This window comes from Paenibacillus sp. 2RAB27, assembly GCF_052115445.1.
In the GTDB taxonomy this organism is placed as follows: domain Bacteria; phylum Bacillota; class Bacilli; order Paenibacillales; family NBRC-103111; genus Paenibacillus_E.
The window spans coordinates 114,444-139,978 of the sequence record NZ_JBFRGR010000010.1 but is presented as its reverse complement, the minus strand read 5'-3'; the positions used below and the strand labels follow the sequence as shown (position 1 = coordinate 139,978).

The 25,535-nt window shown below is 46.5% G+C and carries 21 protein-coding genes; 8 read left to right on the top strand and 13 right to left on the bottom strand.

Going from position 1 to position 25,535, the window contains the following annotated elements; translation table 11 throughout:
- Positions 1-15 precede the first annotated feature (15 nt).
- On the bottom strand, positions 16-918 hold the full coding sequence (locus AB4114_RS16370; protein ID WP_441989404.1) for a carbohydrate ABC transporter permease: 903 nt from the start codon (positions 916-918) through the stop codon (positions 16-18).
- 14 nt (positions 919-932) lie between these two features.
- Complete coding sequence (locus AB4114_RS16365) at positions 933-1,880, bottom strand: ABC transporter permease (RefSeq protein ID WP_441989403.1); 948 nt, start codon at positions 1,878-1,880, stop codon at positions 933-935.
- A 287-nt stretch (positions 1,881-2,167) separates the two neighbouring features.
- Between AB4114_RS16365 and AB4114_RS16360 the strand changes: the two genes are divergently transcribed.
- Complete coding sequence (locus tag AB4114_RS16360) at positions 2,168-4,459, top strand: helix-turn-helix transcriptional regulator (RefSeq protein ID WP_441989402.1); 2,292 nt, start codon at positions 2,168-2,170, stop codon at positions 4,457-4,459.
- A 65-nt stretch (positions 4,460-4,524) separates the two neighbouring features.
- Here AB4114_RS16360 and AB4114_RS16355 read toward each other — a convergent pair whose 3' ends face one another.
- The 4 genes from AB4114_RS16355 to AB4114_RS16340 all read right to left on the bottom strand — a co-directional run bounded on the left by AB4114_RS16355 (position 4,525) and on the right by AB4114_RS16340 (position 8,870).
- Positions 4,525-5,754: an NAD(P)/FAD-dependent oxidoreductase gene (locus AB4114_RS16355; protein ID WP_441989401.1), complete on the bottom strand. Its 1,230-nt coding sequence runs from the start codon at positions 5,752-5,754 to the stop codon at positions 4,525-4,527.
- A gap of 193 nt (positions 5,755-5,947) precedes the next feature.
- Positions 5,948-6,835: a glycine betaine ABC transporter substrate-binding protein gene (locus AB4114_RS16350; RefSeq protein WP_441989479.1), complete on the bottom strand. Its 888-nt coding sequence runs from the start codon at positions 6,833-6,835 to the stop codon at positions 5,948-5,950.
- 5 nt (positions 6,836-6,840) lie between these two features.
- A complete protein-coding gene (locus AB4114_RS16345; protein WP_441989400.1) occupies positions 6,841-7,671 on the bottom strand; it encodes an ABC transporter permease in 831 nt (276 codons plus the stop codon).
- Positions 7,668-8,870 (bottom strand): quaternary amine ABC transporter ATP-binding protein, encoded by a 1,203-nt coding sequence (locus tag AB4114_RS16340; RefSeq protein ID WP_441989399.1) that lies wholly within the window; start codon positions 8,868-8,870, stop codon positions 7,668-7,670. Before AB4114_RS16340 ends, AB4114_RS16345 begins: the two co-directional genes overlap by 4 nt.
- Positions 8,871-9,088: 218 nt before the next feature.
- On the opposite strand from AB4114_RS16340, the gene AB4114_RS16335 reads away from it, so the two are divergent.
- Positions 9,089-9,661, top strand: coding sequence for a GbsR/MarR family transcriptional regulator (locus AB4114_RS16335; RefSeq protein WP_436238867.1), 573 nt, complete (start codon positions 9,089-9,091; stop codon positions 9,659-9,661).
- A gap of 110 nt (positions 9,662-9,771) precedes the next feature.
- Here AB4114_RS16335 and AB4114_RS16330 read toward each other — a convergent pair whose 3' ends face one another.
- Both AB4114_RS16330 and AB4114_RS16325 read right to left on the bottom strand, forming a co-directional pair.
- Positions 9,772-10,536 (bottom strand): EcsC family protein, encoded by a 765-nt coding sequence (locus tag AB4114_RS16330; RefSeq protein WP_441989398.1) that lies wholly within the window; start codon positions 10,534-10,536, stop codon positions 9,772-9,774.
- Between the two features lie 84 nt (positions 10,537-10,620).
- Positions 10,621-11,010 carry an iron chaperone gene (locus AB4114_RS16325; protein WP_441989397.1) on the bottom strand — a complete coding sequence of 130 codons (390 nt, stop codon included), beginning with the start codon at positions 11,008-11,010 and terminating at the stop codon, positions 10,621-10,623.
- Positions 11,011-11,245: 235 nt separating this feature from the next.
- Between AB4114_RS16325 and AB4114_RS16320 the strand changes: the two genes are divergently transcribed.
- The 3 genes from AB4114_RS16320 to AB4114_RS16310 all read left to right on the top strand — a co-directional run bounded on the left by AB4114_RS16320 (position 11,246) and on the right by AB4114_RS16310 (position 14,574).
- Positions 11,246-13,372 (top strand): ABC transporter transmembrane domain-containing protein, encoded by a 2,127-nt coding sequence (locus AB4114_RS16320; RefSeq protein ID WP_441989396.1) that lies wholly within the window; start codon positions 11,246-11,248, stop codon positions 13,370-13,372.
- Positions 13,373-13,400: 28 nt separating this feature from the next.
- Positions 13,401-13,916 carry a hypothetical protein gene (locus AB4114_RS16315; protein ID WP_441989395.1) on the top strand — a complete coding sequence of 172 codons (516 nt, stop codon included), beginning with the start codon at positions 13,401-13,403 and terminating at the stop codon, positions 13,914-13,916.
- Positions 13,917-14,112: 196 nt separating this feature from the next.
- Complete coding sequence (locus AB4114_RS16310; protein WP_441989394.1) at positions 14,113-14,574, top strand: hypothetical protein; 462 nt, start codon at positions 14,113-14,115, stop codon at positions 14,572-14,574.
- A gap of 81 nt (positions 14,575-14,655) precedes the next feature.
- On the opposite strand, the gene AB4114_RS16305 is transcribed toward AB4114_RS16310, so the two are convergent.
- From AB4114_RS16305 to AB4114_RS16295, 3 genes are all read right to left on the bottom strand, one after another.
- Positions 14,656-15,699: a polysaccharide deacetylase family protein gene (locus AB4114_RS16305; protein WP_441989393.1), complete on the bottom strand. Its 1,044-nt coding sequence runs from the start codon at positions 15,697-15,699 to the stop codon at positions 14,656-14,658.
- 569 nt (positions 15,700-16,268) lie between these two features.
- Positions 16,269-17,918, bottom strand: a complete 1,650-nt coding sequence (locus AB4114_RS16300; protein ID WP_441989392.1) for an ATP-binding cassette domain-containing protein — start codon at positions 17,916-17,918, stop codon at positions 16,269-16,271.
- Entirely contained in the window at positions 17,903-18,799 is an 897-nt protein-coding gene (locus tag AB4114_RS16295; protein ID WP_441989391.1) for an energy-coupling factor ABC transporter ATP-binding protein, read from the bottom strand. Before AB4114_RS16295 ends, AB4114_RS16300 begins: the two co-directional genes overlap by 16 nt.
- Before the next feature lie 141 nt (positions 18,800-18,940).
- On the opposite strand from AB4114_RS16295, the gene AB4114_RS16290 reads away from it, so the two are divergent.
- A complete protein-coding gene (locus AB4114_RS16290; protein ID WP_441989390.1) occupies positions 18,941-19,555 on the top strand; it encodes a biotin transporter BioY in 615 nt (204 codons plus the stop codon).
- Between the two features lie 585 nt (positions 19,556-20,140).
- Here AB4114_RS16290 and AB4114_RS16285 read toward each other — a convergent pair.
- Together AB4114_RS16285 and AB4114_RS16280 are read right to left on the bottom strand one after the other, a co-directional pair.
- Positions 20,141-21,538: an ADP-ribosylglycohydrolase family protein gene (locus AB4114_RS16285; protein WP_441989389.1), complete on the bottom strand. Its 1,398-nt coding sequence runs from the start codon at positions 21,536-21,538 to the stop codon at positions 20,141-20,143.
- An 83-nt stretch (positions 21,539-21,621) separates the two neighbouring features.
- On the bottom strand, positions 21,622-22,476 hold the full coding sequence (locus tag AB4114_RS16280; RefSeq protein ID WP_441989388.1) for a helix-turn-helix domain-containing protein: 855 nt from the start codon (positions 22,474-22,476) through the stop codon (positions 21,622-21,624).
- Between the two features lie 209 nt (positions 22,477-22,685).
- On the opposite strand from AB4114_RS16280, the gene AB4114_RS16275 reads away from it, so the two are divergent.
- Both AB4114_RS16275 and AB4114_RS16270 read left to right on the top strand, forming a co-directional pair.
- Positions 22,686-24,167, top strand: coding sequence for an S-layer homology domain-containing protein (locus AB4114_RS16275; protein WP_441989387.1), 1,482 nt, complete (start codon positions 22,686-22,688; stop codon positions 24,165-24,167).
- A 145-nt stretch (positions 24,168-24,312) separates the two neighbouring features.
- Positions 24,313-25,494, top strand: a complete 1,182-nt coding sequence (locus AB4114_RS16270; protein WP_441989386.1) for a YncE family protein — start codon at positions 24,313-24,315, stop codon at positions 25,492-25,494.
- Positions 25,495-25,535 lie beyond the last annotated feature (41 nt).

Genomic DNA, 25,535 nt, shown 5'->3' with positions numbered 1-25,535 from the left:
AATTTATTTATCACATTAACCTTTAAGAGCACCAATCATCATCCCTTTAACGAAATACTTTTGAAGGAAGGGATACAACATAAGAATCGGTCCGCTGGATACGATAATAACAGCATATTTGACACCTTCAGCAACTAGAAATTTGCTTGTATCCATCTCGATCGAATCCATCATCACGTTATCAGACTGATTCATAACTAGAATTTCCCGCAAGAAGAGCTGCAATGGATACAGCGAACGTTCTTTCAAATAGATCATCGCCTCGAAATAGGAATTCCAATGATACACGGCATAAAATAACACAAGAACAGCTATGATCGGCGCGCTCAGGGGCAGCACAATGGAGAAAAACGATCTGATATTGCCGCTGCCATCCATATAGGCCGATTCATAGAGTTGCTCATCAATGTTGGTTTCCAAGAACGTACGAGCTACAATCATATTGTATACACTGATCGCCGTTGGCAATATTAATGCCCACATCGAATTATAAAGTCCCAAATTCTTAACAAGCAGGTACATGGGGATCATACCGCTGCTGAAAAACATCGTAATGGTGAAGAATATCATAAGCCCGCGACGCCATCGGAAATTTCTGCGTGACAGCGGATATGCGCCCATCATGGTCAGTGAAATATTGACTAACGTTCCTATGGTCGTATAGAGCAGCGTATTACGATAGCCAATCCATATTTCCGTATTCGTAAATACCCGTCGATAGGCTTCCACGTTGAATCCGCTCGGGATCAATCCTATCTTGCCCGCGATCACCAGTTTGGGATCACTGAATGAGGCACTAACGACATAGATCAGCGGGTAAAGCACAATTAACACCAGAATCCCGATAAGTACATAAGTAATAGCCAGAAAGATCCGATCTCCGTTAGACTCTCGAATTTTGTGGGAAACGACCTCCATGTTCACCTCTCCTTTTAGAACAGACTGCTGCTGCTATATCGTTTGGCAATCTTGTTGGCCGCAAGCAGCAAAATGATGTTGATGACATTGTTAAAGAGGCCCACAGCGGTAGAGAATCCATAATCCATATTGATTAGACCTGTCTTGTAAGCATAAGTGGAAATGACCTCTGAGGTTTCCATGTTCAAGCTATTTTGCATAAGAAGAATACGCTCGTAGCTGAGAGTCATCATTTTCCCCATGAGCAAAATAAATTGAATGACAATGACTGGCATAATACACGGCAGATTCACATGAATCATCCGCTTCCACCGACTAGCCCCATCGATTTGCGCAGATTCATGAAGCTGGGGATCTACGGCAGCTAACGCCGCGATAAAAATAATGGAATTCCAACCGCTATTCCGCCAGATGTCAGAACCGATATAGACACCAGGAAAGTAGTCAGGACTCGTTAAAAAAGGAATCGATTCAATTCCGATCATCCCCAGCAAATGATTCAAGTACCCATTTTCCCCGCCGAGAAATAAATTGATAATACCGACAAAGACGACCGTCGAGATGAAGTACGGTGCATAAGTGATCGTCTGCAGCGTCTTCTTCAATCTCTCTTTTCTCATCTCATTGAACATGAGGGCAAGGATAATTGGAATAGGAAAACTGATCAGCGTTTTAAATAGATTGATAACCAGCGTGTTCTTAACAATGCGATAAAACTGAAATGAATTGAAAAGCCTTTCAAAGTTATCCAAACCAATCCAAGGACTTCCCATAATTCCATGGATCGGATTGAAGCGTTTGAATGCCAGTTGTACACCATACATAGGTCCGTAACAGAAAATAAGAAAATAAAGGACAACGGGGATAACAAAAATGAGATAATCCCAATTGTTTTGCAACCCAAACCTTCTCGGTTTAGACTTAGGTAGGGGTGCATGTGCAGCCTTGGTCTTCGCAGTCATATAGCTGCCTCCTTCGTCGAACGCTAGAAAAGTTGACACTCAGAATCGATTCGGCGCCTGAATCGATTTCCTATGGCTCCGAGTATACGTAAGTTTGAAACCTCCGACAACAATTGATAATCGGCTTTTCACAGCAAAAAATGGTTTTAGCACATAAATGGCACCCTGCATTTTTCTCAATACCTAGTCAATTTTCAGCTTTTTGCCTGCCATGAATTGATAACATAGCGCAAAATTTATATACTCGTAAGAAATCAAGACCTATTCGACCAGAGGATGTGTTTATATTGCGGAAAGCGATTCAGTCCAAGCTCTATCGAAAATTTCTTCTAGGGCACCTTCTGATTCTGGCCGTAACCGGTCTGTTATTCTTAGTGACCAATATCATTTCGCTATCCAATACCTATAATCGGCTGATGGATAATACCCATCGATCTATGGCCAATACGACCAGTTTGCTGGATACGCGCATATTAGACCTGCAGAAATTGACGTTAACCTTGTCACGGGATACCAAACTGCTTCCCTATCAATTACAAGAGTCCTTACAATATCCGTATGTAATCGCCGATGAACTCGAGAAGTTAAAGGCGCTGTCTGCTGATCTTGATTCCATTGGTCTATTCTACCGAAATACAGCCTATAGCTCGCTAAAAAACACGATTTTCACCGATACGGGAATTTACTCACCTGAGAGCTATAGCCGACTCGTCAGCGATGGCCGAATTTCGCCAGAAATTTTACAGAGCAAGTTGGAGCAGCTAAGATCACCCTTACTTCTGTCCTCACTAGCCAATGAAAATAATCCTGACGGTAAGGAACAAGTTCTGCTTCTCCTAGTTCCGCTTGACAGCACGCCCTTTTCGAGTGGGATTATGATCTACAAACTGAACTATCCGGCCCTGGTAAGTAATTTCCAACGAACCATTGACAGTGGTAGCAGCCTGATTGCCTTTGACCAATCCAATATGCCTTTTCTGTATGTAAAAGGATCTTCTGATCTAGCGTGGAGTGAACTAGCAATAGCAGCGCAAAACTCGAAAGCACGGATCCCTGGCTATCTCTTCATGCAGGAAACGTCGTCGAAACAGAACATTCATGTGGTGAACGCCATTCGCCGTAGTGATTATTTTCACGAATATGATGTGGCACTCACGATTTCACTAACCATATTTCTCATATCGCTTGCTCTAGGGATTGTGCTTTGCTTCAGGTCTGCACGCAAAAATTATCAACCGATCCAAGAGCTATCTAACCGTTTCCCTACCTTGCCATCCGACAAGTTGACGAAAGGCAATACCGATGAATTAGACCAACTTACTCGTTATATCGAGCAGATGAGAGATGAGAGCATCCATTTGTCCAGTATGATGCATAATCAGGAGGTTTTAACGAGGAACCAGTTGCTGCTTGCAGTATTAATGGGGAAGTTGAACGTAGATAATACGACGCAAGATAACCGAAGCGCCCTGCATCAACTATTTGATACACGGCATACAAGTAGTGTTCTAGTCATTATTTTTGATGATTACAATTCAAAGGTAAGTAAAGAGCCGCTTAGTGAACAGTGGTTGATGAAATATACCATTTGCAACGTTTTGGAAAATTTATCAGGTGTGCACGGCGTCAATTATGCGCTTGATTTGGCTATCGATAATGGAATTGTAGGCATTGTTTCGTGGAATAACGAATTTGCAGATCAATGGGAGGCTCGCAGTCGTGCTTTTTCCGAGCAGATCATCGCGTTCATGAATAGGCATTTTGCCCTCTCGTTATCCTGCATGGTAGGAGAACCTCAACCTACGAATGACTTGCATCAATCTTTCAACTCGGCAACATCGCTTGCTGAATATCGGATTTTTGCTGGTAAACAATCCATCATCACACCTTCTGAGTGGTCTCAGCAGAAACTCGATCATACGACGATCGATAAGCAGCAAATTTCTGACTCAGCAGATGCACTCCATGCTATGGTCTGCTCCAAGAACTCAGAGGATCTGCAACTGCTAATCCAAGAGATGGAAGAACGTTTTACTCGGTTGGAGGATGCTCCAACATTCCGCCTAACGTTTCAACAAATCATTTTTACATTAAACCAACTCGTCAATAATATTCCGCTATCCCATCGCGAAGCGATCAAATATAAACTAGAATCGTTGGCAGAATTCCAGTCCAAAACTGTTGCAGAGGCTTGTGCCAATCTGCTTGATGCGGCACGCAGTATTCAAGACAGCTTAGGTGAAGATGCCAATAATAATCGCTTATATGCGTCTATGTTAGAGTACGTATCCCAGAATTATATGGACTTTAATCTAAGCCTCTCTACCGTTGCTGAGGAGCTGTCTCTTACCCCCTCCTATGTAACACGCTATTTCAAAATTAAAAATGGTCTTCCCTTGATGCAGTATGTCTCAAAAATTCGCATTGAAAAAGCCAAGGAGTTACTCGAAACGACCCATCTTTCTATTAAGGAAATTGTTGAGCAGGTTGGGTTTGTGGATGAGAATAATTTTTCGCGAGCTTTTCGCAAACGAGAAGGCGTGTCTCCAACTCAATATCGATCCAATCGCTATAGTTAGTGGGTACAAAGGCTGAAAATCCCCTCCAAGTATCTACTTGAAGGGGATTTTACGTTATACGCGCGCTAATTCGGCACATGATAATTGCGAGTCGTGGACTTCTGCTTCCAAATCATTTTCTTCCAAATGAGTGGAATGCCGCCGATAAGAAACAAGTAACGGGCATCGATCATTTTTTTGATAAATAAAGCCAAGCGGCCTTTTACTTTCTTCACTTTGAGTAAACCAACGGCTTCACCGCGGCCCAAGGTTGCTACCGTCCCTTTGAAATCATAGACAAATGGCTTCATCTCTTTGCCACGAACCGTCAGTATGAGATTCCTAGCAGCATTATAGCCCTGTTGGACAGCAATCTGCGCATTGGCCGGATAGGGTGTACCCTCTGGGCTCGTGACGATCGAGCAATCTCCGGTGATGAAAATCTCCGGGAATTGATAGGAGCGCAAGCAACTATCAACTTTGACCCGCCCCCGCTGGACCTCGAAACCCGCCTCCTGAAGCAATGAATTGCCGCGTATTCCTCCCGACCAGACTACCGTGCCCGCGCGAATGAACTCGCCGTTGCTCAGAATAACCCCATCCGATGTGCATTCCTTGATCGCGGTCGATAGCTTATACTGCACCCCTTTGCGGCGCATCACTTCCATGCCATATTCGACCAAATCCTCCGGCAACCCGGGAGGCAGCGCCGACGAGGAAGCTTCCACATTATAAATCCGGACATCAGCAGGATCGACATCATACGTTTTGCACAAAACAGGAATGCGATCCGCCAGCTCCCCGACGAATTCGGTACCCGTGAAACCGGCGCCGCCAACGACGAAGGTCAGATAATCTTTGCGCTTCGGAGCCATTTTGGACTTGGCGAACATGTACTCAATGTGTTGCCGAATAAAGCGGACACTGTTAATACTTTTGATCGACATGGCATAATCATGCATACCTGGGATTCCGAAGGTTTCCGTCTCACTCCCGAGTCCAATCACGAGATAGTCATAGTCCAGCGTCGCATCTTCCAGCACAATCTTTTTCTCACTAGGTACAATCTCTCTTACTGTCGATTTCACGAATCGAATTTTCCGCTCATCAATCAAATCCGAAATAGTCACGCGTGCGTTATCATGATGATCCGTACCGGCAGCCGGCATATGCAGATGCGTTGTAATAAAGTGATAGTCATGTTTGTTGACCAGTGTCACGTCCATCTCATTTCTTTTCATCTTCTTCTGCAGCCTTATCGCTGTGACAAGTCCGCCATAGCCTGCGCCTAGGATCACGATTCTGGGTTTGCTCATTGCCTCAACACTCCTCCAGTTGTGAAATTAATCACATATATGCTTGTGAAAATAATCACAATTTATCACAAGGTGAGCCGGTAACCGACTCTCTTCTAGTGTATGCGCGTGTTCTGCAAATATCACTTCCCAATGACCTAATTTGAAAAGTCTATCGATAAGATTATCGATAGACTTCGCTCTACTATTTAGGCTATTTCGTTTTCAAATCTTCAATAGAACTGATTGTCATATAGGCAGGTACAACTAGACCCAATTTGGTCCCTTTTAAGTTTGCACCAAGATCTTCTAGTTTAGCGGCATACTTCTCGAAATAATCCTTATGCGTAGTCGGGAGCCATGCAGCCACAATCGCATCAGCGCTTCCATCAGCAAGTCCAGCCCACATCGGTCCGGCTTCTACTTGCAGCATCTCTACTTTATACCCGAGCTTCATTTCCAATACGGTTTTCACGACATTCGTGCTGGCAATCTCCGAATCCCAAGCCACATAAGCTAATTTCAGCTTCTTACCTTGTTCTGGCGAAAGATCTTTCACCCAAGTATCCACTTTACTTGCATTGCCCACAACCCAATCCGCAGCTGCGTCTTCGGGCTTCTTACCGTCAACCACAGCTGACATGACCACTGCCATATCCTCCGGCGTCCACTCAAATCGATCTAGCATTGCATATGCTGACGCCGCTGCTTCCTTCAAACCTTTGCGCGCAATCGTATGAATCTCTTCATCCTTACCAAATGCACCCTTAGGATCTCTCAGATATTTCAAATCATACTTAGCGAACATCCAATGAGGTGTCCACCCCGTCACGATGATCGGTTCCTTCGCTTTATACGCTTTATCTAACGCTGCCGCCATGGCTGCGCTAGAGCCTTCAACTAATTTCCAATCGGTAAGCGCATAGGCTTTCATCGCTTGATCCGTCTGCTTCATTAATCCTGCACCAGGGTCAATTCCGATAATTTTGTGATTCACACTGCTGCCTACACTAGATTCTGAAGCATTATCTTTCGAGCAGCCTGTCACGACAAGTAAACTGGTCAAGCTAGCGAATATTAATGTCTTAGCGGCTTTCTTCAACATCTTTAAACACTCCTTTTTTTCTTCATCCATAATTGTGTGATGCGATCAAGTAAAATAGCTAATACAACAATAGCCAATCCGGCTTCAAAGCCTTGACCAATTTTGATTTGAGTAACAGCCCTATACACATCAGCCCCTACCCCCTGCGCCCCAATCATGGAAGCAATAACAACCATCGAGAGCGCAAGCATAATCGTTTGATTAATTCCCGCCATAATAGACGGCATCGCTAACGGAAATTGCAGCTTTACTAATTTTTGCATAGGGGTTGAACCGAAAGCATCTGCGGCTTCAACCAAATCTTCAGCAACCTGCCTTATACCCAAATTCGTCAGCCGAATCGTCGGTGGTACAGCAAAAATAACGGATGCAATGACCCCAGGTACCACACCCAGTCCGAAAAAGGTAACGGCAGGGATTAAATAAACGAAAGCAGGCATGGTTTGCATGAAATCAAGCGCTGGTGTGATGATCCCTCGTGCTCGGTTGCTTTGTGCACACCATACGCCTAAAGGAATACCAATGAGAATGGAAATGACTGCTGAGGTCATAACCAGAGCCAGTGTGTCCATCGTATGTTCCCACAAGCCAAGATTATCGACTAATAACAATCCTACGGCGGCAAATAGCGCGAATGGCCATTTGCCAAGATAATAAGCAAGAATCGTAATCAAAGCGATAAGTACCAGCGCTGGAGGGAAATGAAAAACGGCAGAAAATGCATCCACAACTCCCTCTATGAGGAGTGACATGAAATCAAAGAGCCATGATAAGTTAGCTCCTAACCCATCAACAACCTTCTCAACCCAATCATCCAATGGAACTTTAGTCATTCGTTATTCACATCCTCTCTTGCCACAACGTTACCTGCAAGAGCCCCAAGAACATCGCCGCGAACAATAACACCCTTAATTTTCCCATCGCTATCCACGACTGCCACAGGATACTTGGCATTGCTGCAAACTTCAAATAATTCATGCAGCAGTTGATCCGGGCCGACAGTTGGTATATCTCGAATCACAATATCCTCGAGACTCTTCTCATAGCGAACAGCACCCGAAGCATCCTCCGCTGTTATAACACCAATTAACTTCTTGCCCTTGTCTACAATAAATAAATTAGATATCCCGCTTTGCCTCATGAGCTGCAGCGCCACACGCGGCCCTCTATCAAGGCCTATGGTCTCAGGCCGGCGCATGACTGTCGTTGCGGTCAGTACCTTGGATAGATCAACATCCTCCACAAACCTTTCGACGTACTTATTTGCTGGGTTCATCATAATTTCTTCTGGTTTGCCGATTTGGACAATAACGCCGTCTTTCATTAGCGCAATTCGATCTCCAATACGAAGAGCCTCATCCAGATCATGTGTAATGAAAATGATGGTCTTCTTCATTTTATCTTGCAACTCTACGAGTTCATCTTGCATATCCTTCCGAATAAGAGGGTCTAATGCGCTAAAAGCCTCATCCATCAAAAGGATATCCGGATCATTGGCTAAAGCCCGCGCAAGCCCAACCCGCTGCTGCATGCCGCCGCTTAATTGCGAAGGCTTACTGTCTGCCCAAGCCTGTAATCCTACCAAATTCAAAGACTCTAGCGCCTTCACACGCCTTTTTTGCTTATCCCACCCTTGAACCTCTAGCCCGTATTCCACATTCTCAACGACTGTTCGATGAGGAAATAAGGCAAACTTCTGAAATACCATTGAGATTTGTTCTCGTCTGACATTTCTAAGCTCCTCATCATTCATGCGAACAATGTCCTTACCGTGAATTGTGATACTTCCGCTCGTTGGCTCAATCAACCGATTCAAAAGTCGAACCAATGTTGATTTACCACTGCCTGAGAGCCCCATTATGACAAATATTTCACCTGCTTCAACAGAGAAGCTAGCTTCATTGACTCCTACAGTATGCTTCGTATCCTTATAAATCTTTTCTTTCGTTTGTTTCTGTGAGAGCAACGGAAGAACAGATGCGGGATCGGGACCAAATATTTTTGTCACCTGATTAACTTGGATAACCGACATTTGCTCACTCCTTTCTTCTGTTTGCATGTCGTCCAACAAGTCTAACGAATAATCATCATTTATGTCAACCTTAAATTCTGTACAAACAGTTCAAACAGAAAAAACTGTACAAACTTTCACGAAGTTTAGTATACTATTCCTAGTAGGTGTTTTTCTTTACTTTTTCAAAATTGTTTCTTACAATAACGATGTAAACCTAAAGGTAGGGTGAGGAGATAATGAATCATATAGAGGGCATCAGCGTAGAACAAGATCTCGTCATACAGAAGGCTCGAAAACGAATCATAGAATCTATTGGAAATAACATGGATTTATATAGTGTTAGTGAATCTACCGGTCATTTATACGGTTTACTTTTATTTCAAGACAAGCCTATGACATTAGACGAAATGGGAAAAGCTATGGAAATGAGCAAAACCAGCATGAGCACAGGCGTGCGGACGCTGGTTGATCTGAAAATGGTTAATAAAGTGTGGGAAAAAGGTTCCCGTAAGGATCTATATGAGGTTGAATCCGACTGGTTCCAAACTTTCGCTGATTTCTTTAGCCTCAAATGGCGAAAGGCCTTAGAAGTTAACCTGCTTGCGCTTACCAAATCCAAAAATGAGTTCCGAAAGCTGAACGAACAATTTCCTGACAGTCTCCCTTTACAAGCTGTTGTTAAACAGGATTTAGATAAAATAGATTCAGCTATTCATTATTACAAATGGCTTGATAGGCTTATTGATTCGTTCGAGTCGGGGGATATTTTCAAGCTGGTTCCCAAAGACTTACCCTCAGATGAATCATGAATAAGCACAACAAGAAAAACCTGAACAATAGTTGGACATTAATCCGACTGTCGTTCAGGTTTTTTATGTTCCATTTTAATCAGAGCACCAAGATAAATGTCATGCAATTATTACTTGCTGGCGTTCCTAGCTTTGTCTTGCAAGTTGCGCAGCCGATAGCAGTTCATGCCTGCCACCCCGAGCTCTTCCAGCAAGCCAAAGTTAGCCCAAGCGCCAACGACAGCCCCGATGCCGGGGATGAGCTGAAGCATTTTGCGAAAATCTATCGTGTCCCGATACTCCTGCTGCAGCTGCAGCCAATCCACTTGGCTCGCATAGTCGGCGGCTGGAGGAAAGGTCTGTGAAATTGCAGGCCAATTCTTAATCGTATGAAGCAGCGCTGGCTTCTTCTTCGAACTGGAGAACGCCAACTGAAATACATACAGGATGAACAATCTTTCTCTATAGTCCCTAGTCGAATACCCGTAAATATGCGCTAATTCAAAAAGGAACTTCAACTTAATCCCGATTAGAATCGGGAAATCGGCAAGGCCAAGCAAAATACCGCCAGCTCCTGCACCTGCACCCTCGGCAGCAGCGATTTTCTTGTACAGTGACAGCAGCTCCTCGGCTTTCGCATCGCGGTCCGCCATGGATACGCCCTTCAGTGGCTCCGTCGCAGGCATATAATGAATGCCGAACGAAGTCGTTTGCACAATCCCTTTCACCGTCGCGGTGATCGTATTGTGAATCTTCTCGGGAATCACTTGATTGATGCGATTTTGAACGGATTTGGAGGCGCGCTCGATCAAGTTGGGTTGCTTTTGCAGACGGATTTCCCAACGTTTAAGCTTGCCCTTCATTTGTTGTTCGTAGATCGTGTACGGCTGTTCCATAACTTCACCACCGTTGGTTAGATTGCTTATATCTCTCTGGGAAGGATGCGTAATCCTATTAAGTCCCCCTCCAGCTGTGCTAGATCACTTCTTTTTCGTTAGTTTCGACTGAGCTTTTTCAATATTCTTTGCCACGCGATACTGCACGATCCTGCTGATTAACGCTAGTGGCAGCGGTCGATTATGCGGAAATTGCACAGCCCCTTTGGACCTCGGATACTGCGCCAACTCCTCCTCAAACTCATCAATCCCATTCGGTGTTGGATAAAAGCCAATATGATTCTTAAATGCCGCAAAATGCACCAGATTACCATGCAGGTCAAAGGTAGGCATTTGATAACTAATCTTTTCTGTGGCCTCTGGCGCGGACTCTTGAATGACTGATCTGATCGTTTGGAGTTTCTCCTGAAGCTCAGGGGAAAAGGTTGCTATGTAGGCGTCGATGGATTCGAAGGCTGTTTTGGTTTCTTTCATGCATGGAATCTCCTTTTAAAAGGATGGTTAATTGTATTATACACGTTGGGTGAGGGAGAATTCATTAGGCTCCGTGCGATTGCGGGAAACACTTGAACATAAATTAATAAAGCTCTATCCTACCGTTTACTTTTACCGAATTATGACAAATCGTGTCGTTTACAACCCCAAAAAAGTGCTGTAATCTTATTCTATTGAAAGGTGGCGATGATTCCTGAATTTCCTAAGAACCCTTTTGAACCTTTGGATTCCCTATAAGCGACTGACCAGCATTTTTTTATTCTGCCTCCTCCTAGAAGTCGGATATTCGGTGGCCGCTCCTGTGAGCCTGAAATATCTGGTGGACGAAGCTTTTATACCCAAAAATCTTCATCATTTCGCAATCATCTTGACCATACTGCTTGCCACTGGCTTTCTCAATATTTGTGCAAGTATTGGCGGAGAATACGCACTAGGAAATCTCGGCGGCCAGATCATCAAAAAACTACGGATCGAGCTGTTTACACACCTACAGCGGCAATCGCTCCCATTCCATCAAACATACAGAGTTGGCGATCTTGTCACCCGATTCTCGGCAGATATGGGCTCCGTGGAAAGAGTGGTGCGCATCGCATTCCCATTTTTCCTGAAGGAAGCTTTAAGTGTTCTGCTTGGACTCATTTTACTATTCTCTATTGAATGGAAGCTCACACTAGCTATGCTTGCCGGCTCCATGCTGATGTTTATCGGGCCAAGACTCCTCCAAGGGCGCGCGGAAGTCGCCAATATTCACTACAAAGAGGCACAGGAACGTTTCACGAATACGATTGATGAGATGGTTAAGGGACATAAAACGATTAAAAGTTTACATCTGCAAGCAAGGTTTCAAGAGCGAGCCMGTAAACAGGTGCATGAGCTCTTTTCCTTTGGCCTAAAATTGCAACTTACCAATTCCATGATGGAGCGGCTCCCGCTTATATCACTTTTGATTTTGAACGGAATTATGATTGGCTTCGGCGGTTATTTGATCTTCCATGACATGATGACGATAGGCGATTTTATGGCCTTTTTCACCTTATTCTTAAGTGTAGGACAATCAGGCTCTAATTTAGCCTACATCATCCCAAACCTTATCGATTCCAATATTAGCTTTCGGCGCATCCAAGAAATTATGGATCATCAACCCAGCGTTCGGGAGGTTCCCCATCCTCTAGAGCTGCCTTCTTCTCTTCCCTCGATTCGGATGGATGATGTGACCTTTGGTTATAACGAGGAGTCCGATCAATTACGACATGTAAGCTTGCAAATTGCAGCGGGTAGCTATGTCGCTTTCATTGGCACCAGCGGCTCTGGCAAAAGTACTGCCCTGCAGCTGTTGTCCCGCTTTTATGATCCGAAGCAAGGCTCTGTCTCTATGGATGACTACGACATTCGCACCCTAAGTGAAGCTTCTTTACGAAAACAGTCCACACTCGTTACGCAGGATACCTTCTTATTTAATACGACCATTCGGGATAACTTGCTATTGGATAGCGGTGCTTCGGAAGATGAAATGATCGAGGCGGCCAAGCAGGCAAACATCCATGATGTCATTGCAAGTTGGCCTGACGGATACGATACACAGGTGCATCATGAAGGGGGCTCACTATCAGGTGGCGAACGCCAACGTTTATCGATTGCAAGAGCGCTCCTAAGGAAGCCGAACATTTTGCTGCTCGATGAAGTAACATCCGCATTGGATCCAGCTACCGAAGCAGACATTAATCAGCTCGTTGATCGGCTTAGATCCGAGAAGACCATTGTATCCGTGACACATCGCTTATCCTCAGTTAAGAACGCCGACTGCATTTATGTTTTCCATGACGGGCGAATTGTGGACTCTGGTACCCACCGTGAGCTTCTTCATAAGAGCAATCTCTATCGCAGTCTCTGGGACAAGCAGTTCGGATTTAACCTATCTGAGGACGGACTCTACGCCACGGTGGATATGGATAGGCTTGCCAAGCTTCCCTTCTTCGAAGGTATTGCACCCCCGCTGCTTAAGAACATCGCTATGTTATTTACAACTGAAACCTGTAAAGAAGGCGAGAATGTTGTGAGCGAAGGCGATGAGGGCAACAAATTCTACATTATTGTCCGTGGTAAATTTGAAATTATAAAACGTATGCCTGATGGTGGGGAACGACGGGTCGCCGTACTGCAAGATGGGGATCATTTCGGCGAAATTGCCTTACTTCACAATGTACCTCGAAATGCAACAGTAAGGGCGATGGGGCCTTCGGTGCTATTGTCCGTCAGACAAGAAGCTTTTCACCGTTTAATGGCTGAACACCCGCAGATTCTACAATCTCTGGAACAAACACTTCAGAAACGAATCGGATAATGACTGGAAGTCAGAAAGGAGATTCAAGATGACGATAAGTTACCAAAAGTGTGTCAGTGATGACGATTTCGCCAAGGCCAGTTTATTCATGTTATCCCATAAGCGCGACCTGCATGCTTCTTATTCTACGTTAGAAATGGTTACTCTCATCTATTCCTACGTGACTCAGGGCAATCTGATTTGTGCAAAAGATGCCGATAACCGTGTGGTCGGAATCGTAGCCTATTACTACGGAACACCTGAACAGGAATTTCAGGATAAGGATGTTGCCTTAGTAGATATTGCCATTGCAGATAGAGCTTATCGAGGGTCACGCTTATTTATCCAAGGACTGAATTATATGGTAAATCAGATCATGGAGGGACATCCACAGGTCCAGGAGTTCAGGCTTGCCGCCTTGGCCGAGAACGACTATCTCTGTCGGCTGTATGCCAAATTTACAAGATCACGCTTCGAACGCGAAGGCAGTCACGGCAAAGAGGTCGTTTTTTGTGAGAAAATTAACAATCTCAGGGATACCCTAAAGAAATTTACTAGGATATAATGGAAAAAGGTAAAACAAATTACGACAAAAAGGAGGCAATCCGTATGTTTCCAGTACCCCCAACTCTCGACAAAGGTTCTAAAAAAGGCGGCGGCTTCGGTAAAATCGTTAAGGTTAACGATTCACTTCGCGTACAACCACAGTAATGTCCTTCGAATTTCGAGTCTGCGAATTTGAAATGGATCATGAGGCCTATATGAACTTCCTGCTGCGCCATCATGACGAACTCAATTTGCCTTATACTTTCGGCATGAAGCTCAGCTTCATCAGTAGTCCGCTCTTTCTAGGTAAAGCCATGCTCATCATCAGCGAGGAGTCCTACGACATGGTCGGCGCTGTCGGCTTCGGTTACGGCACTGGTCCCGGCGATTACGAGGATCAGCATATTTGTCAGATCGAGGTCGCCTTTATTGAAAAAGAGCTGCGAAGATCATCTTTATTCGTACAAGGACTACGTGCACTGGTACATGCCATTAAAGCAGGCAATCCCGGCGTCCGGCAGGTTCAGTTCTGGACTTCCGCGGCCGAGGAGGGGCAGGATCGGCTTTTCGCCAAATTCCTTGCTCTGCCCGGCTCGACGAAAACCATTGTGAACACCTTAGCCCTCTATACGGTGCCGTTTCATGAACTTGAGGCTTATTGTCACCGTTTGAGATAACTAGAGCAAGACACCAAAGGAGCTAGCCCATTTGTAGGGGTTAGCTCCTTTTTGGTCTCATTGTGATAGAAAATGGTCTCCCTAATTGGATTTCGGGAGCTTGTTGATGAAGGCTTTCAGGCTTTCTTCTCCGTTGATAAACAGCCTTTTGAGCAAGTAAGGGGACTGCTGATTGGTTGTGTAGCCTTGGTCGATCGTAAACGCATACCGAAAGCCGTGATCTTTCAAGACCTTCAACGTTGTTTCGTTATATTCACCATAGGGATAGCAGAATACGTCTGCTTGTGTGCCTAGCTTCTCCTCAATTAACTTTCTAGCTTCTGTGATCTCATAGACTTGTTGTGCTGCAGAAAGCTTAGGCAGATGAGGATGTGTCATACCATGCGGTTGGATGTCCCAACCTGCTTGTTGGAGCTGCTTGACCTGTTCCCAATTCAAATAACCAGCGTCCTCGACCATGCCTGGTGACATGAAGAGCGTAGCAGGGAAATTGTATTTGGCCAGAATCGGCATCGCCTCCTCCACATTATCCACATAGCCGTCATCAAAAGTAAGCAGTACAGGCTTATCTGGCGCTGCATGACCACTTTTCTTTTCTATAAGGTTAATGAATGTTGTGAGAGAAATAGGCGTATACCCATGGTCGTGCAGATATTTCATCTGCGCCTCTAGCTTGGCTGGAGAAATAACGACCACATTTCCTGGATCCATTGTGACGCTATGATAGTTGAGGACAGGAATGCTGACTTTGGATGAAGCTGATGGAGTAACAACCCCATTGGGCATGTAGGTGTCCACGGTAACGGAAGTTGGCTGAGGTGGGGCTGTCAACTCTTGCACGGATGGTGTTGGTGCTGGAATCACGTCACTCTGATCAGATGACGTCGCCGTTGGAATTGTGTCCACTTGAGCTGGGAGTAGCTGCTCAGGTTTGTCCGGTGGGAGGGAAGAAACCTCAGCGGGTACAGGCGTAGACACGGAAGATTGGATGAGTTCTTCGGCTTGTACTTCTATGAGGGTGGGAGCTGTTGAAGAATTAAGACCACTGATGAAAAAGAGGAAAAGAAGCGTAAACAACCCCGCTAGTACCGTGTAAAATAGGAACCTCTTCCTTCGGACGTTCATAGCAAACCACCCATTTCTCGAGGAATCATCTATCACTCTATTTGTAAGCCGTGATTGAGAAAAATATTCCTAGATTTTGAGAATGGGTGGGGAGTTGGAGGAGATTAGTGGCGCAGAGATAGACAAGGTGCGGATCGAGAGGCGTGAAGACAGTTTGAGGAACGGAGAACTCGGAGTTACGGAGAAGCGTGGAACAGGGTAAGGAGCGGAGGACTGCGTACGAACTGAAAAGCGGAACTGAGAAGTGGAGGAACAGAGAAGTACAAATTCTAACGGACACGAGTGACGTAATTTGTCCCAAAGATGGGCTTTTTGGAAACTAACGGACACGATAGCCGTTAAACGGCCCTAACAAGCCGAAAGTTCCCTGATTTCAGTCAAATAAGGTCATCCATGTCCGTTAGCCTAGCTAAGCAATCGAATATAACCTAATAACATCTGCTGTGTCCGTTAGCATCTTACTTGCTGGATACTTGTTGGATACTTGTTGCTACTTGTTGCTACTTGTTGCTACTTGTTGCTACTTGTTGGCTAATGACACTACTGATACTGCTAGGTTGTTACTACTGTTAAGTAAAAAGCAAAAGCACCCAAGCAAATAAAGCAATCACCACTAAGATCGTATCCGTTCTCCGCCACTCCAGCGTGTTCTTCCGGAGAAGCAACGTTGTGCCATCGATTTGTTTCATCTCCATCGCAACCGTCATTTGCTCTGCTTTGTGGAACATTCCTAGTAAAAGTGGAACGACCAATGCAGGAATGTCGCGCACTCGAACACTACCTGGGCGAACAGAGGCTTTGCCTCGTGCTCGCACGATCATCGAGAATTGCTGCCACTCCCGCATAATGAGCGGGATGAAGCGGAAAACAAACGAAACCGCCAAGGAGAAGGATGCCACGGGCAACTTTACTTTGTACAAATATTTCAATGCCCAGTTCAGTCCCTGCACGAGCTGGCTATAGGGGGTCGACATGGCGAGCCAGCAGCCTGCCATCAAGACGACAAATAATCGCGTCAGAATAAAGGTGGTGCTCCAACCATTGTCAACCGAGTAGCCAAGCGGTGAGAATTCGATCCCCGCCAGCGCAACGGAAAAGATCAAGAAAATCGCATACGACGTTGCGATCTTGCGGATTCCGCGCAACACACTGCGCGGGAGGCCGAGAAACGCGCAGCCCACGAGCACCGCGGCCACCGCGAGGCTACCCCACCCCTGCTGCCCCATCGTGCCGATGGCGAGCAGCAGGTAGAGCAGCCACTTCGCGCGCGGGTCCAGCCCCAGCCACCCCGCCTGCGGCGCGGGTGGTTCCGGCGCCGGCCGCTGCGCGGGCCGCGGTGGCTGCGCCACCGCTGGCGCAGAAGCGCTGGCGCTGCCCGCTTCGCGCAGCGCAGCCAAGATCGCCGACGCGGCAAGCGCCGGCGTGAGCAGATCCGGCGCGATGGCGATGCCAACGCGCGCCATCTCCACAGAGGCCTCCGCGCAGCTCGGGAGGCCAACCCCGGCGCGCGCCAGCACCTCGGGCGCGCGGCAGAGCTCTTGCGGCGAGCCGTCGAAGACGAGCTCGCCATGGTCTAGAACGAGGACACGGTCCGCTAGCGGAAAGAACGTGTCCAGATCATGCGTGGCGACGACGAGCCCGCCACGACCGCCACGCTCGCGCAGCATGCGCAGCAGCTCGCGCACGGCGGCCGCCTCGAGGCCGGCAGTTGGCTCGTCCATGAGGAGCCAATCCGGCGCCGTGGCGAAGGTGGTCGCCAGCGCGAGCCGGCGCTGCTCGCCGCCGCTGAGCGCGAAGGGCGAGCGATCCATGGCGAAGACGCCATGCGGATCGAGCGCATGGGTCGCCTCGCGAATGCGGCGATCCCGCTCTTCCTTTTCAAGTTTATACGGCCGAAGCGAATAAGCGAATTCTTGAGCTATGCTGCGTGCAAACAATTGCTGCTCGGGGAATTGAAACGTTAAGCCGATGCGAAGCAATTGCTTGGGATCGGCTTTCATCGGTTTCAGCCAAATCGGCTGTTCATCCACCGTAATCGTTCCGGCTTGTGGCTTAAGTAGACCCGACATCACTTGCAGTAACGTTGATTTCCCTGAACCTGCGTGGCCGATAAGCAAAGTCACGGATCCTTCCTGCAGCGTAAAGCTTATATCCTGGAGCAGTGTCACCTCAGGAGAATCAGGAGCTGTTACCCCTACATCCTTCAAAACGATCGGCATGAGATCACCTCCGCCAATTCTTCCATGTTCAGCGGAAGAGGGTCTAAAGTGAGACCCTGTTCTAGCAGATGCATCGCCGTTTGAATCACAAAGGGCGGATCAAAGCCAAGTTCCACACAAGGCGAAGATTTATCGAATTTCTTTAATTTCTCAAATTTCTCGATTTTCTCGGTTTCCTCAGATTTCTCAGATTTCTTTAATTTCTCAGATTCCCCCACAGCTTCCCCATAAAAAAACTCACGCGGATCCCCATCAAAGGTAATCCTTCCTGCTCCAAATCCGACAACACGACTCGCATCCGCCACCTCTTCCAACCGATGTGAAATCCATACAATCGTCGTTCCACGTTGATGCGCCTGGCGCACAGCTTCCCGAACTTCTTTGCGAGATGCTGGATCCAGCATGGCCGTCGGTTCGTCCAAAAGCAGAATCTCTGGACTTGCTGCGAGTGCAGCAGCGAGATTTACAAGTTGTTTCTGTCCCCCAGATAAGGTAGCCATTGTACGCTCTGGAGAAAGTGACAAGCCTACAGCAGCTAATACTTCCGTATACCAGCTCCTGCGTTCCTCAGCCGTTAATTGTTGCGCTTGTGGCAAGAAATCTAGTTCCTCCCCTATTGTTTCTCCTAGGAATTGAGCTTCTGGCAATTGGAGCACGCCTCTTGTCGCCTGCGTCACATCGACCGTTCTACGCTGAACTTGCCCTTCCGACAACGGATTCAAGCCTAGCAGCACGCTAGCAAGTGTACTTTTCCCGCTCCCATTGGGTCCCACAACAGCGATCCACTCACCTCTATGAATGTCTAGCGAGACGCCCGACCATACACGCCGCCCTTCTCCTGATTCCATTCGATAGACGATCGAAGCGTTCTTTAATGACATTAATTTTTCTCTTGTTGGCATATGTAAAAAAGTTCCTTTCACTTTTCTAGCAGTTGTGCTATCATCTGTATTGTCAACTTGTTAACCAGTAATTTGGTTGACAATACAATAACAATACCAGAAACAGGAGTGATCAACAATATGAAACTTACGTTACGTGGTGTAATTTTCAGCGCATTATTTGCAGCAATTCTCGTGTTATTCAGCTTTATCAAAATTCCTCTTCCTACGTCACCTGTACCCATTACACTTCAAACATTAGCCGTTATGCTCGCTGGAGGGTTACTAGGCGCACGATACGGATTTCTAAGTATGGCCCTTGTCGTTGTTCTTACTGCACTGGGTTTTCCCCTTCTAGCTGGGACTGGCGGTATTGCCAAAGTGCTCGGACCAAGCGGTGGCTTTATCATGATCTGGCCGATATGCGCCCTACTCATTGGTCTTATTTTACCTCGTATTCGTCTGAAAGGCATCAAGGGCTATATTGCTGCATTTCTTGTTCTTGAAGTTTTCGGTTCCCTTTTTGCATATTTAGCTGGCGTACCATGGTTAATGTATAAAGTACCTGCTTATTCCTTTGCAGATGCAATGGCCGCAGGATGCTATCCATTCCTCGCTGGAGATGCGATTAAAGCGGTCGTAGCTGCACTCATCATTGCACCTGTTCGCCAAGTCTTCCCGCCACAGCGCCTTACAGGTTCATCTTCACATAGCATCGTGAAGACAGAGAATTCGCAGGATGCGTTGACTCACTAATCCAATCTTATTCGCCTAGTACCTTACCTCATATTCGCCAAACAAATAAGAGCCACCCCCAAAGTAGCTAATCTACTTGAGGATGGCTCTTTCATTTCTTCACCTAATTTTACTTCTTCGTAAACCACTCATTTAAAGCATCAATCGCAGTCTTCCCGCCCTTAGCATCTAACTCCTGTGTAAATTTGTCGAACTCTGACAAATCACGCTTACCCATAATAAATTTCATTGTGTGGAGTTTGCAGGTTAGGAGGTGCTCGTAATTCACAAATTTGATTAACTGGAAAATGTACAGCTATTTATGAGAAATTTCCTAGAAAACTCAATTTAACTGGAAAACCTGTAGTTAAATCTCTCCTTTTTCTTCCTATTAGGTAAAATAGTAAAAATTAGCTGCAGATTTTCCATCTGTTCTTCGTTTGTTCAATAAAAACCAATATTTAACAGCAGAAAATCCATCTATTCATCTGACACACAGGAGAATTGCGAAACTCCCCTCCGATCAACTCACTTTTCTGAGAATAAAATCAAAAAAGACCAGCCCTTTAGTCCAGTCTTTGATCCACCGATTTAAATCAATGAAAGCTATTGTCTAGCCTCATATTCGGCCGATATCTTCTTAAACACCTCAAAGCTGCGTCTCGCGCATTCCGAAATCGCGATCGGATGGAACCCTCTCACTTCTGAATATAGCGTATCGTGGAGCGGATCTGCCCAAGAGGCCGGAAGCTTATCAGCCCCGAGCTTCGCCCCCATAATGGATCCAACAGTAGCACCGTTGCAATCCGTATCCCAACCACCTAGAACGGCTGTCGTAATAGCCAGCTCAAAATCATCCTTCGCAAAGATCAGCGACGCAGCAACTAAGGCTGCATTATTGTTCGTATGCACACAATGATAGTGCTTGAACGCTTCCCAGATGCGATCGACAAGATCCAATTGGTCAACTGCACTGCGTGCAATGTCTACTGCTTTGCGAATATCATGAGCCAGCCGGCAGTTGCTTGGAATTTCACTAAGTCCTATTTCCACAATGCGTTCATTATCCGTTTCGTTAAAAGCTGCTGCAATCATGGCAGCCACAAACATTTCCCCGTAAATGCCGTTCTTCACATGGGAAAAGGAAGCATCCCGCCAAGCTAATTCAGCTGCCAACTCTGGATTTCCTGCCGCGCCGTAAGCAAAGCCATCAGCTCTGATCTGTGCTCCAATCCACTCCCGATACGGATTTAACCAAGTTCGCACCCAATCACTCTTCTGTGCCCAGTCCTCCGTTTTTTCACCTTGCATATGCGAGGTTACCTGAGCGAAATTCATATATGCTTGCGTCTCTGCTGTACATACCTGCTGATAGCTAAGATACATATGCCACAGTTTGCCAATATCCCAGCTATCAAAATCCAAACCTTTTTCCTCTAGAAGAATCAAGCCTAACACGGTGTAACGGATATCATCGTCGGTTTCCATAAACTGAATACGTTCTTTCAAGCTTTTATGGCACCACTCATTCAAATTCAAACCGTACTCGGCAGACGCCCGCGAACTCCCTGGGGTATAACCGCTAATTGGCCAAGCATCTGCTCCTTTGAACCATAGCTCGATATTTTTCCATCCGTGTCTCCCACCACTGCCGTACATAAAATGACCATTTTCCAGCGGTTTGCCTAATGCGCATCCAATACTCCTGCCAAGCCACGCACCGTGGAATTGGTTGAGCCATTCGGCTTCGGATTTATCAACTGTTAGTTGTCTAGGTCCTTCAGGTCGTAACGCAAGAATGCCAGGTAGATCTGAAGGCTCTGTATATGTAAAATCAGCGCTAATTTCAAGCTCCATCAACTGGTGATAAACCGCCATCAGCCTCGCTTCGTCATCTCCGGCTGCAGCCCACTTGTCTAGAAATCCGCTGACATCGCAGCCCTCTTCTCCCCTTTGTTTGATTTCCGCATGTACAATTCCCTTTAATTTTTCCCAGCCAGCCATCGTAAAACCACCTTTAATATAAGATTTTAAGCTGATTATACGAATTTGGCTTTAGCGAATCTTCTCAATTTCTTTCGCACTTCTCAAAATAATTGCTTCACGCCAAATTGTTTACGATATTCTTGAGGAGATAGTCCGGCATCCAAATTAAAGGCTCGATAGAAGGAGGCCAAGCTCTGAAACCCACTGGAAAAGCTAATGTCTGCGATACTATCGAGGCTCGTGACAAGCTGTTTCTTAGCTTCGCTAATGCGCAGCTGCGTCATATAAGCAATAAAGCTGATGCCAGTATGCTCCTTAAAAAGGCGGCTTGTCCGCGCGGTGCTCCAGCCTAGATGCTCAGCAACATCGGTAAGTTGAAGGGGCTCTTGATACCGTTCTTTCACAAAAAGCATCACTTCTTTGATCTCGCGCTGCGAATTGGACATATTCTTCCATTGCTCATTGCTGAAAGCACTCCTGTAATGGCGAAGTAAGATAACCCCCAACTCTAGCAATTTGCAACGAGTAAGCGTTAGATAACCCTCAGCCTTTGCATCAAGCTCCTCATAAATCTGTTGAATGAGTACCCCGATTTGCCCCGCAAGCGGTGTTCCAGCCCCAATATGGTTCTCAAATCTCTCAGAACGATAGGCAAATGGCAGTAATAATCGTTCATCTTCTTCAAAAAGGAGACTCGGATCGAAATTCAGAAAAATATATTGGCTTGGATCGTGCTGTGCGGATTGAGCAATATGAAGCTCCGTATTATTGACAATAAAGACATCGCCTTTGCGAACTTCGTATCGTTTATTTTCAAAAATAAATTGCCCTCTCCCTCCCCGGCAAAAGCCAATTTCCAAGCTAGAATGGAAATGAAGAGGTTGTGGATACGGTTTTGGACACCAAAGATACGCATTAATTGGAATGAGATTGTCATATTCGATCTTCTGCTTCAATTGGTTTCAGTCCACCTTCGAAATTAAGATAGCTCTATTTTACCATTAGCAAAAATGTTGTGGAAAATAAAAATGCCGCTACTCATTTTTACGAAATTGTAATGTCTCACTCCTCATTTTTATGCGATTGTTATGCTTGAATTAGTAAGATTAGTCCTGTAGACAACAGCGCAACAAACAAATCCAATCCACTTGAGGAGTGTTTCTCGATGAAAAATAAACAAAAAGTTCTTGCCGCTCTCACGATTTCAGCAACTGCCCTAATATCCGCCATTCTTCCTTACCATGCCCTAGCAGCAAATCCTTTCACGGATTCCGCAAGTGTTGCGCAAATCCAAACTGCGATTGAGCAATTAGCTCAGCAGCAGGTACTGTCTGGTTATGAGAACAATACGTTCAAACCTAATCAAGCCGTCACACGCAGTGAGATTGCCAAAATGGTAGCCCTCTCTTTCCACGTAAATACTTCTGTGGATGCAACGACAGCTAGTCCTTTTCAAGATGTGACTTCAAAAGATTGGTACTATAACTACGCCATTTCCCTTCAGTCATTAGGCGCTATGAATAGTGTGTCCGGCCAGCAATTCGCTGGGGCGCAGACGATCACGGCCGAGCAGTTGAGCAGCATCATTGCGACGGTGCTTCAAGTTGACGTTGCAACGATTCGCCAGTTGCCAAGCTACGCATCACTAAGCAGCCAAGTTACACGCGGTCAAGCTGCCTTGCTTCTCGTTGATGCTCAGAAAGTCGCTCCTGTTCGTGTCACGAAACTGGAAGTTTTGAATGCTATTTCCCTACAGGTGACCTTCTCAGCACCGATTCCGACGGCAGAATTAGAGCTAGATCCGGCGTCCAAAAACTTTGTTTTCGACAATGGCCTTGCTATCAATAACGTGCCGCGCCTAAAAACAGGTGCTGTATCCACCTATATCGTTCCAGTTCCAACACAAAAAGCAGGTACAACGTACTCACTGTCTTATAAAGGTCAACCTGCTGTAACATTCACAGCTAGCACAGAGAAAATCCGTTTGGATTCCACGGCTCAGGTTGCCAATGATCTATTCGAAGTTGAATCCCATCTGACTGACGGTGTTGCGGATTATGGTTATGTCATCGCCGCTTACAGCAAGGGTCGTCCTGGTTCCTTTATCGTTGATGCATCGAATCGTTACAACGGCATGACTTACCAGATCCTATCTTCCATGCGTAATCGCCAAGTTCAAATCACCCCTGCGGGCGGTGCAACGATGACAGCTAATTACTTGCCATTCACGCAAGCAACCGATGGTCGCCAAGCGCCGAAGTTCATTTTGCCTAACGGAGAGACCTTCAAACCTGGTGTGACCTATACGGTTTCCGCAGACTGGGCGACCCTAAAGAACCCTACTTTTACGGCAAAAGCATTCGCTCCGCTCCAGCTTCAATCCGCTGCCGCGGTTGATGCGAAGACAATTGCAGTCACACTAACGCAGGATCCGAAGGATGAAATCTTCGTTTCCCGCCGCGTAACCCTAACTGCTGCCGATGGCAAAGTTCTGACTGCTGAATACAGCTTGACGACACGCAAAGGTGCCGTGGGTACGTTCACGCTTCTCAACAATGATCAGTTGGTTCCAGACACAACATACACAGTTGCGCCAGTAGGTGCATGGGCGACAGCAACAGGCGTCACTTTAAACTTGAAAAAGTAAGTGTAACCTCAACAATCGAATGACAAAAAGATAAGGAAGATGACCTGTGATCAGGTTCTCTTCCTTACCTTTGTTTGCTAAACTTATCCACAGGTACTGTGTTTCCTTGGCTTCTTTTACTCTAAATCCAGAGGTGACCTTCTATATGGCATTCATGAATAGTTCTCTATTCGCACGCTTAACACCGCTCACGCTGTTTCTTGTGTTAGTTGGCTGTAGCGGCCAACAGCCGAACGCAGTCAACACCATCAACCCAACGAAGACAGCAACGCCTTCTCCTACTGCTGCTGCAACCCAAACACCGGCGACAAGTTCCTTACCGGCGACTGCGAGCCCTTCACCTCCAGCGGCTGTGGATACAACCCTGATGGTGACGCATTCGAAAAGTGACTACATGTCCTTCCTCGATCCCGCTTCAGGCCGGATGGAGAAACTTGTCGTAGGAACGGCCCCTTTTGCCATCGCAGAAGGGCCGAATCATCGCGCTTATGTGTCGACTGCTGAAGGCGTAGCCGTCATCGATACAAAGCTTCGTTCACGAATTGCGCTTGTCCCTTATCAGGCTAATGTGGGTAAACCACCACGCTTTGGTGAATACCGCTCGGGCGGCATGGGAGTTGCCGTATCGCCAGACGGTAAATTCATATATGTCGGTGTGTATCTCGATGGAGGTAAGAGCCAACTTGAGATCTTAGATTCGGAAAAGCTTGCAATGACAGGCCGAGTCGCTGTTGGCGTACGACCTTTTGACGTTGTAACCAGCCTTGACGGTCGCGAAGTCTACAGTATCGATCACGACGGCTACACCGTGACGGCTGTTGATCCTTCCAACCTCAAAGCTCGCACGTTAGAAGCTGCTCCTTTCGGTAAAGGGGGCTTCGAGAAGCCGCACTATGCCGCAGTTCGAGCTGACGGCCGCTTACTTCTGCCTTACCAAGGCCGCGGCCTTGTGGTGCTGGATCCGAAGAGCGGCAGCTACACAACCGAGCCCTTGACGGGGAACACACACCAAGAAGGTGTCACGCTTACCCCGGACGGCAAGCAGCTGCTGGTCGTTGGCATCGGTTCGGCAGGCAGTGCTACGGGCAAGCCCAATTTGACTGTGCTCGACGCCAATACCTATAAGGAAAAGATAATCCCGTTAACTCGCATGCACCAAATGGTCGCCAGCAGCGCCGATGGGCGCTATGCCTATCTCACAGGGGGCGTCACTTATGCCGATACGGGCTGGAATGGAATGACGGTGGTCGACCTGGCAGCAGGCACGACACGTGAATTCGAGCTGCCTGATTACCCGCTTGATGTGCAGCTGTTGACGAATAACTAGTCTTAGCCGATCCTTAGAGTTCCTAGGTTTGGAGACAGTCT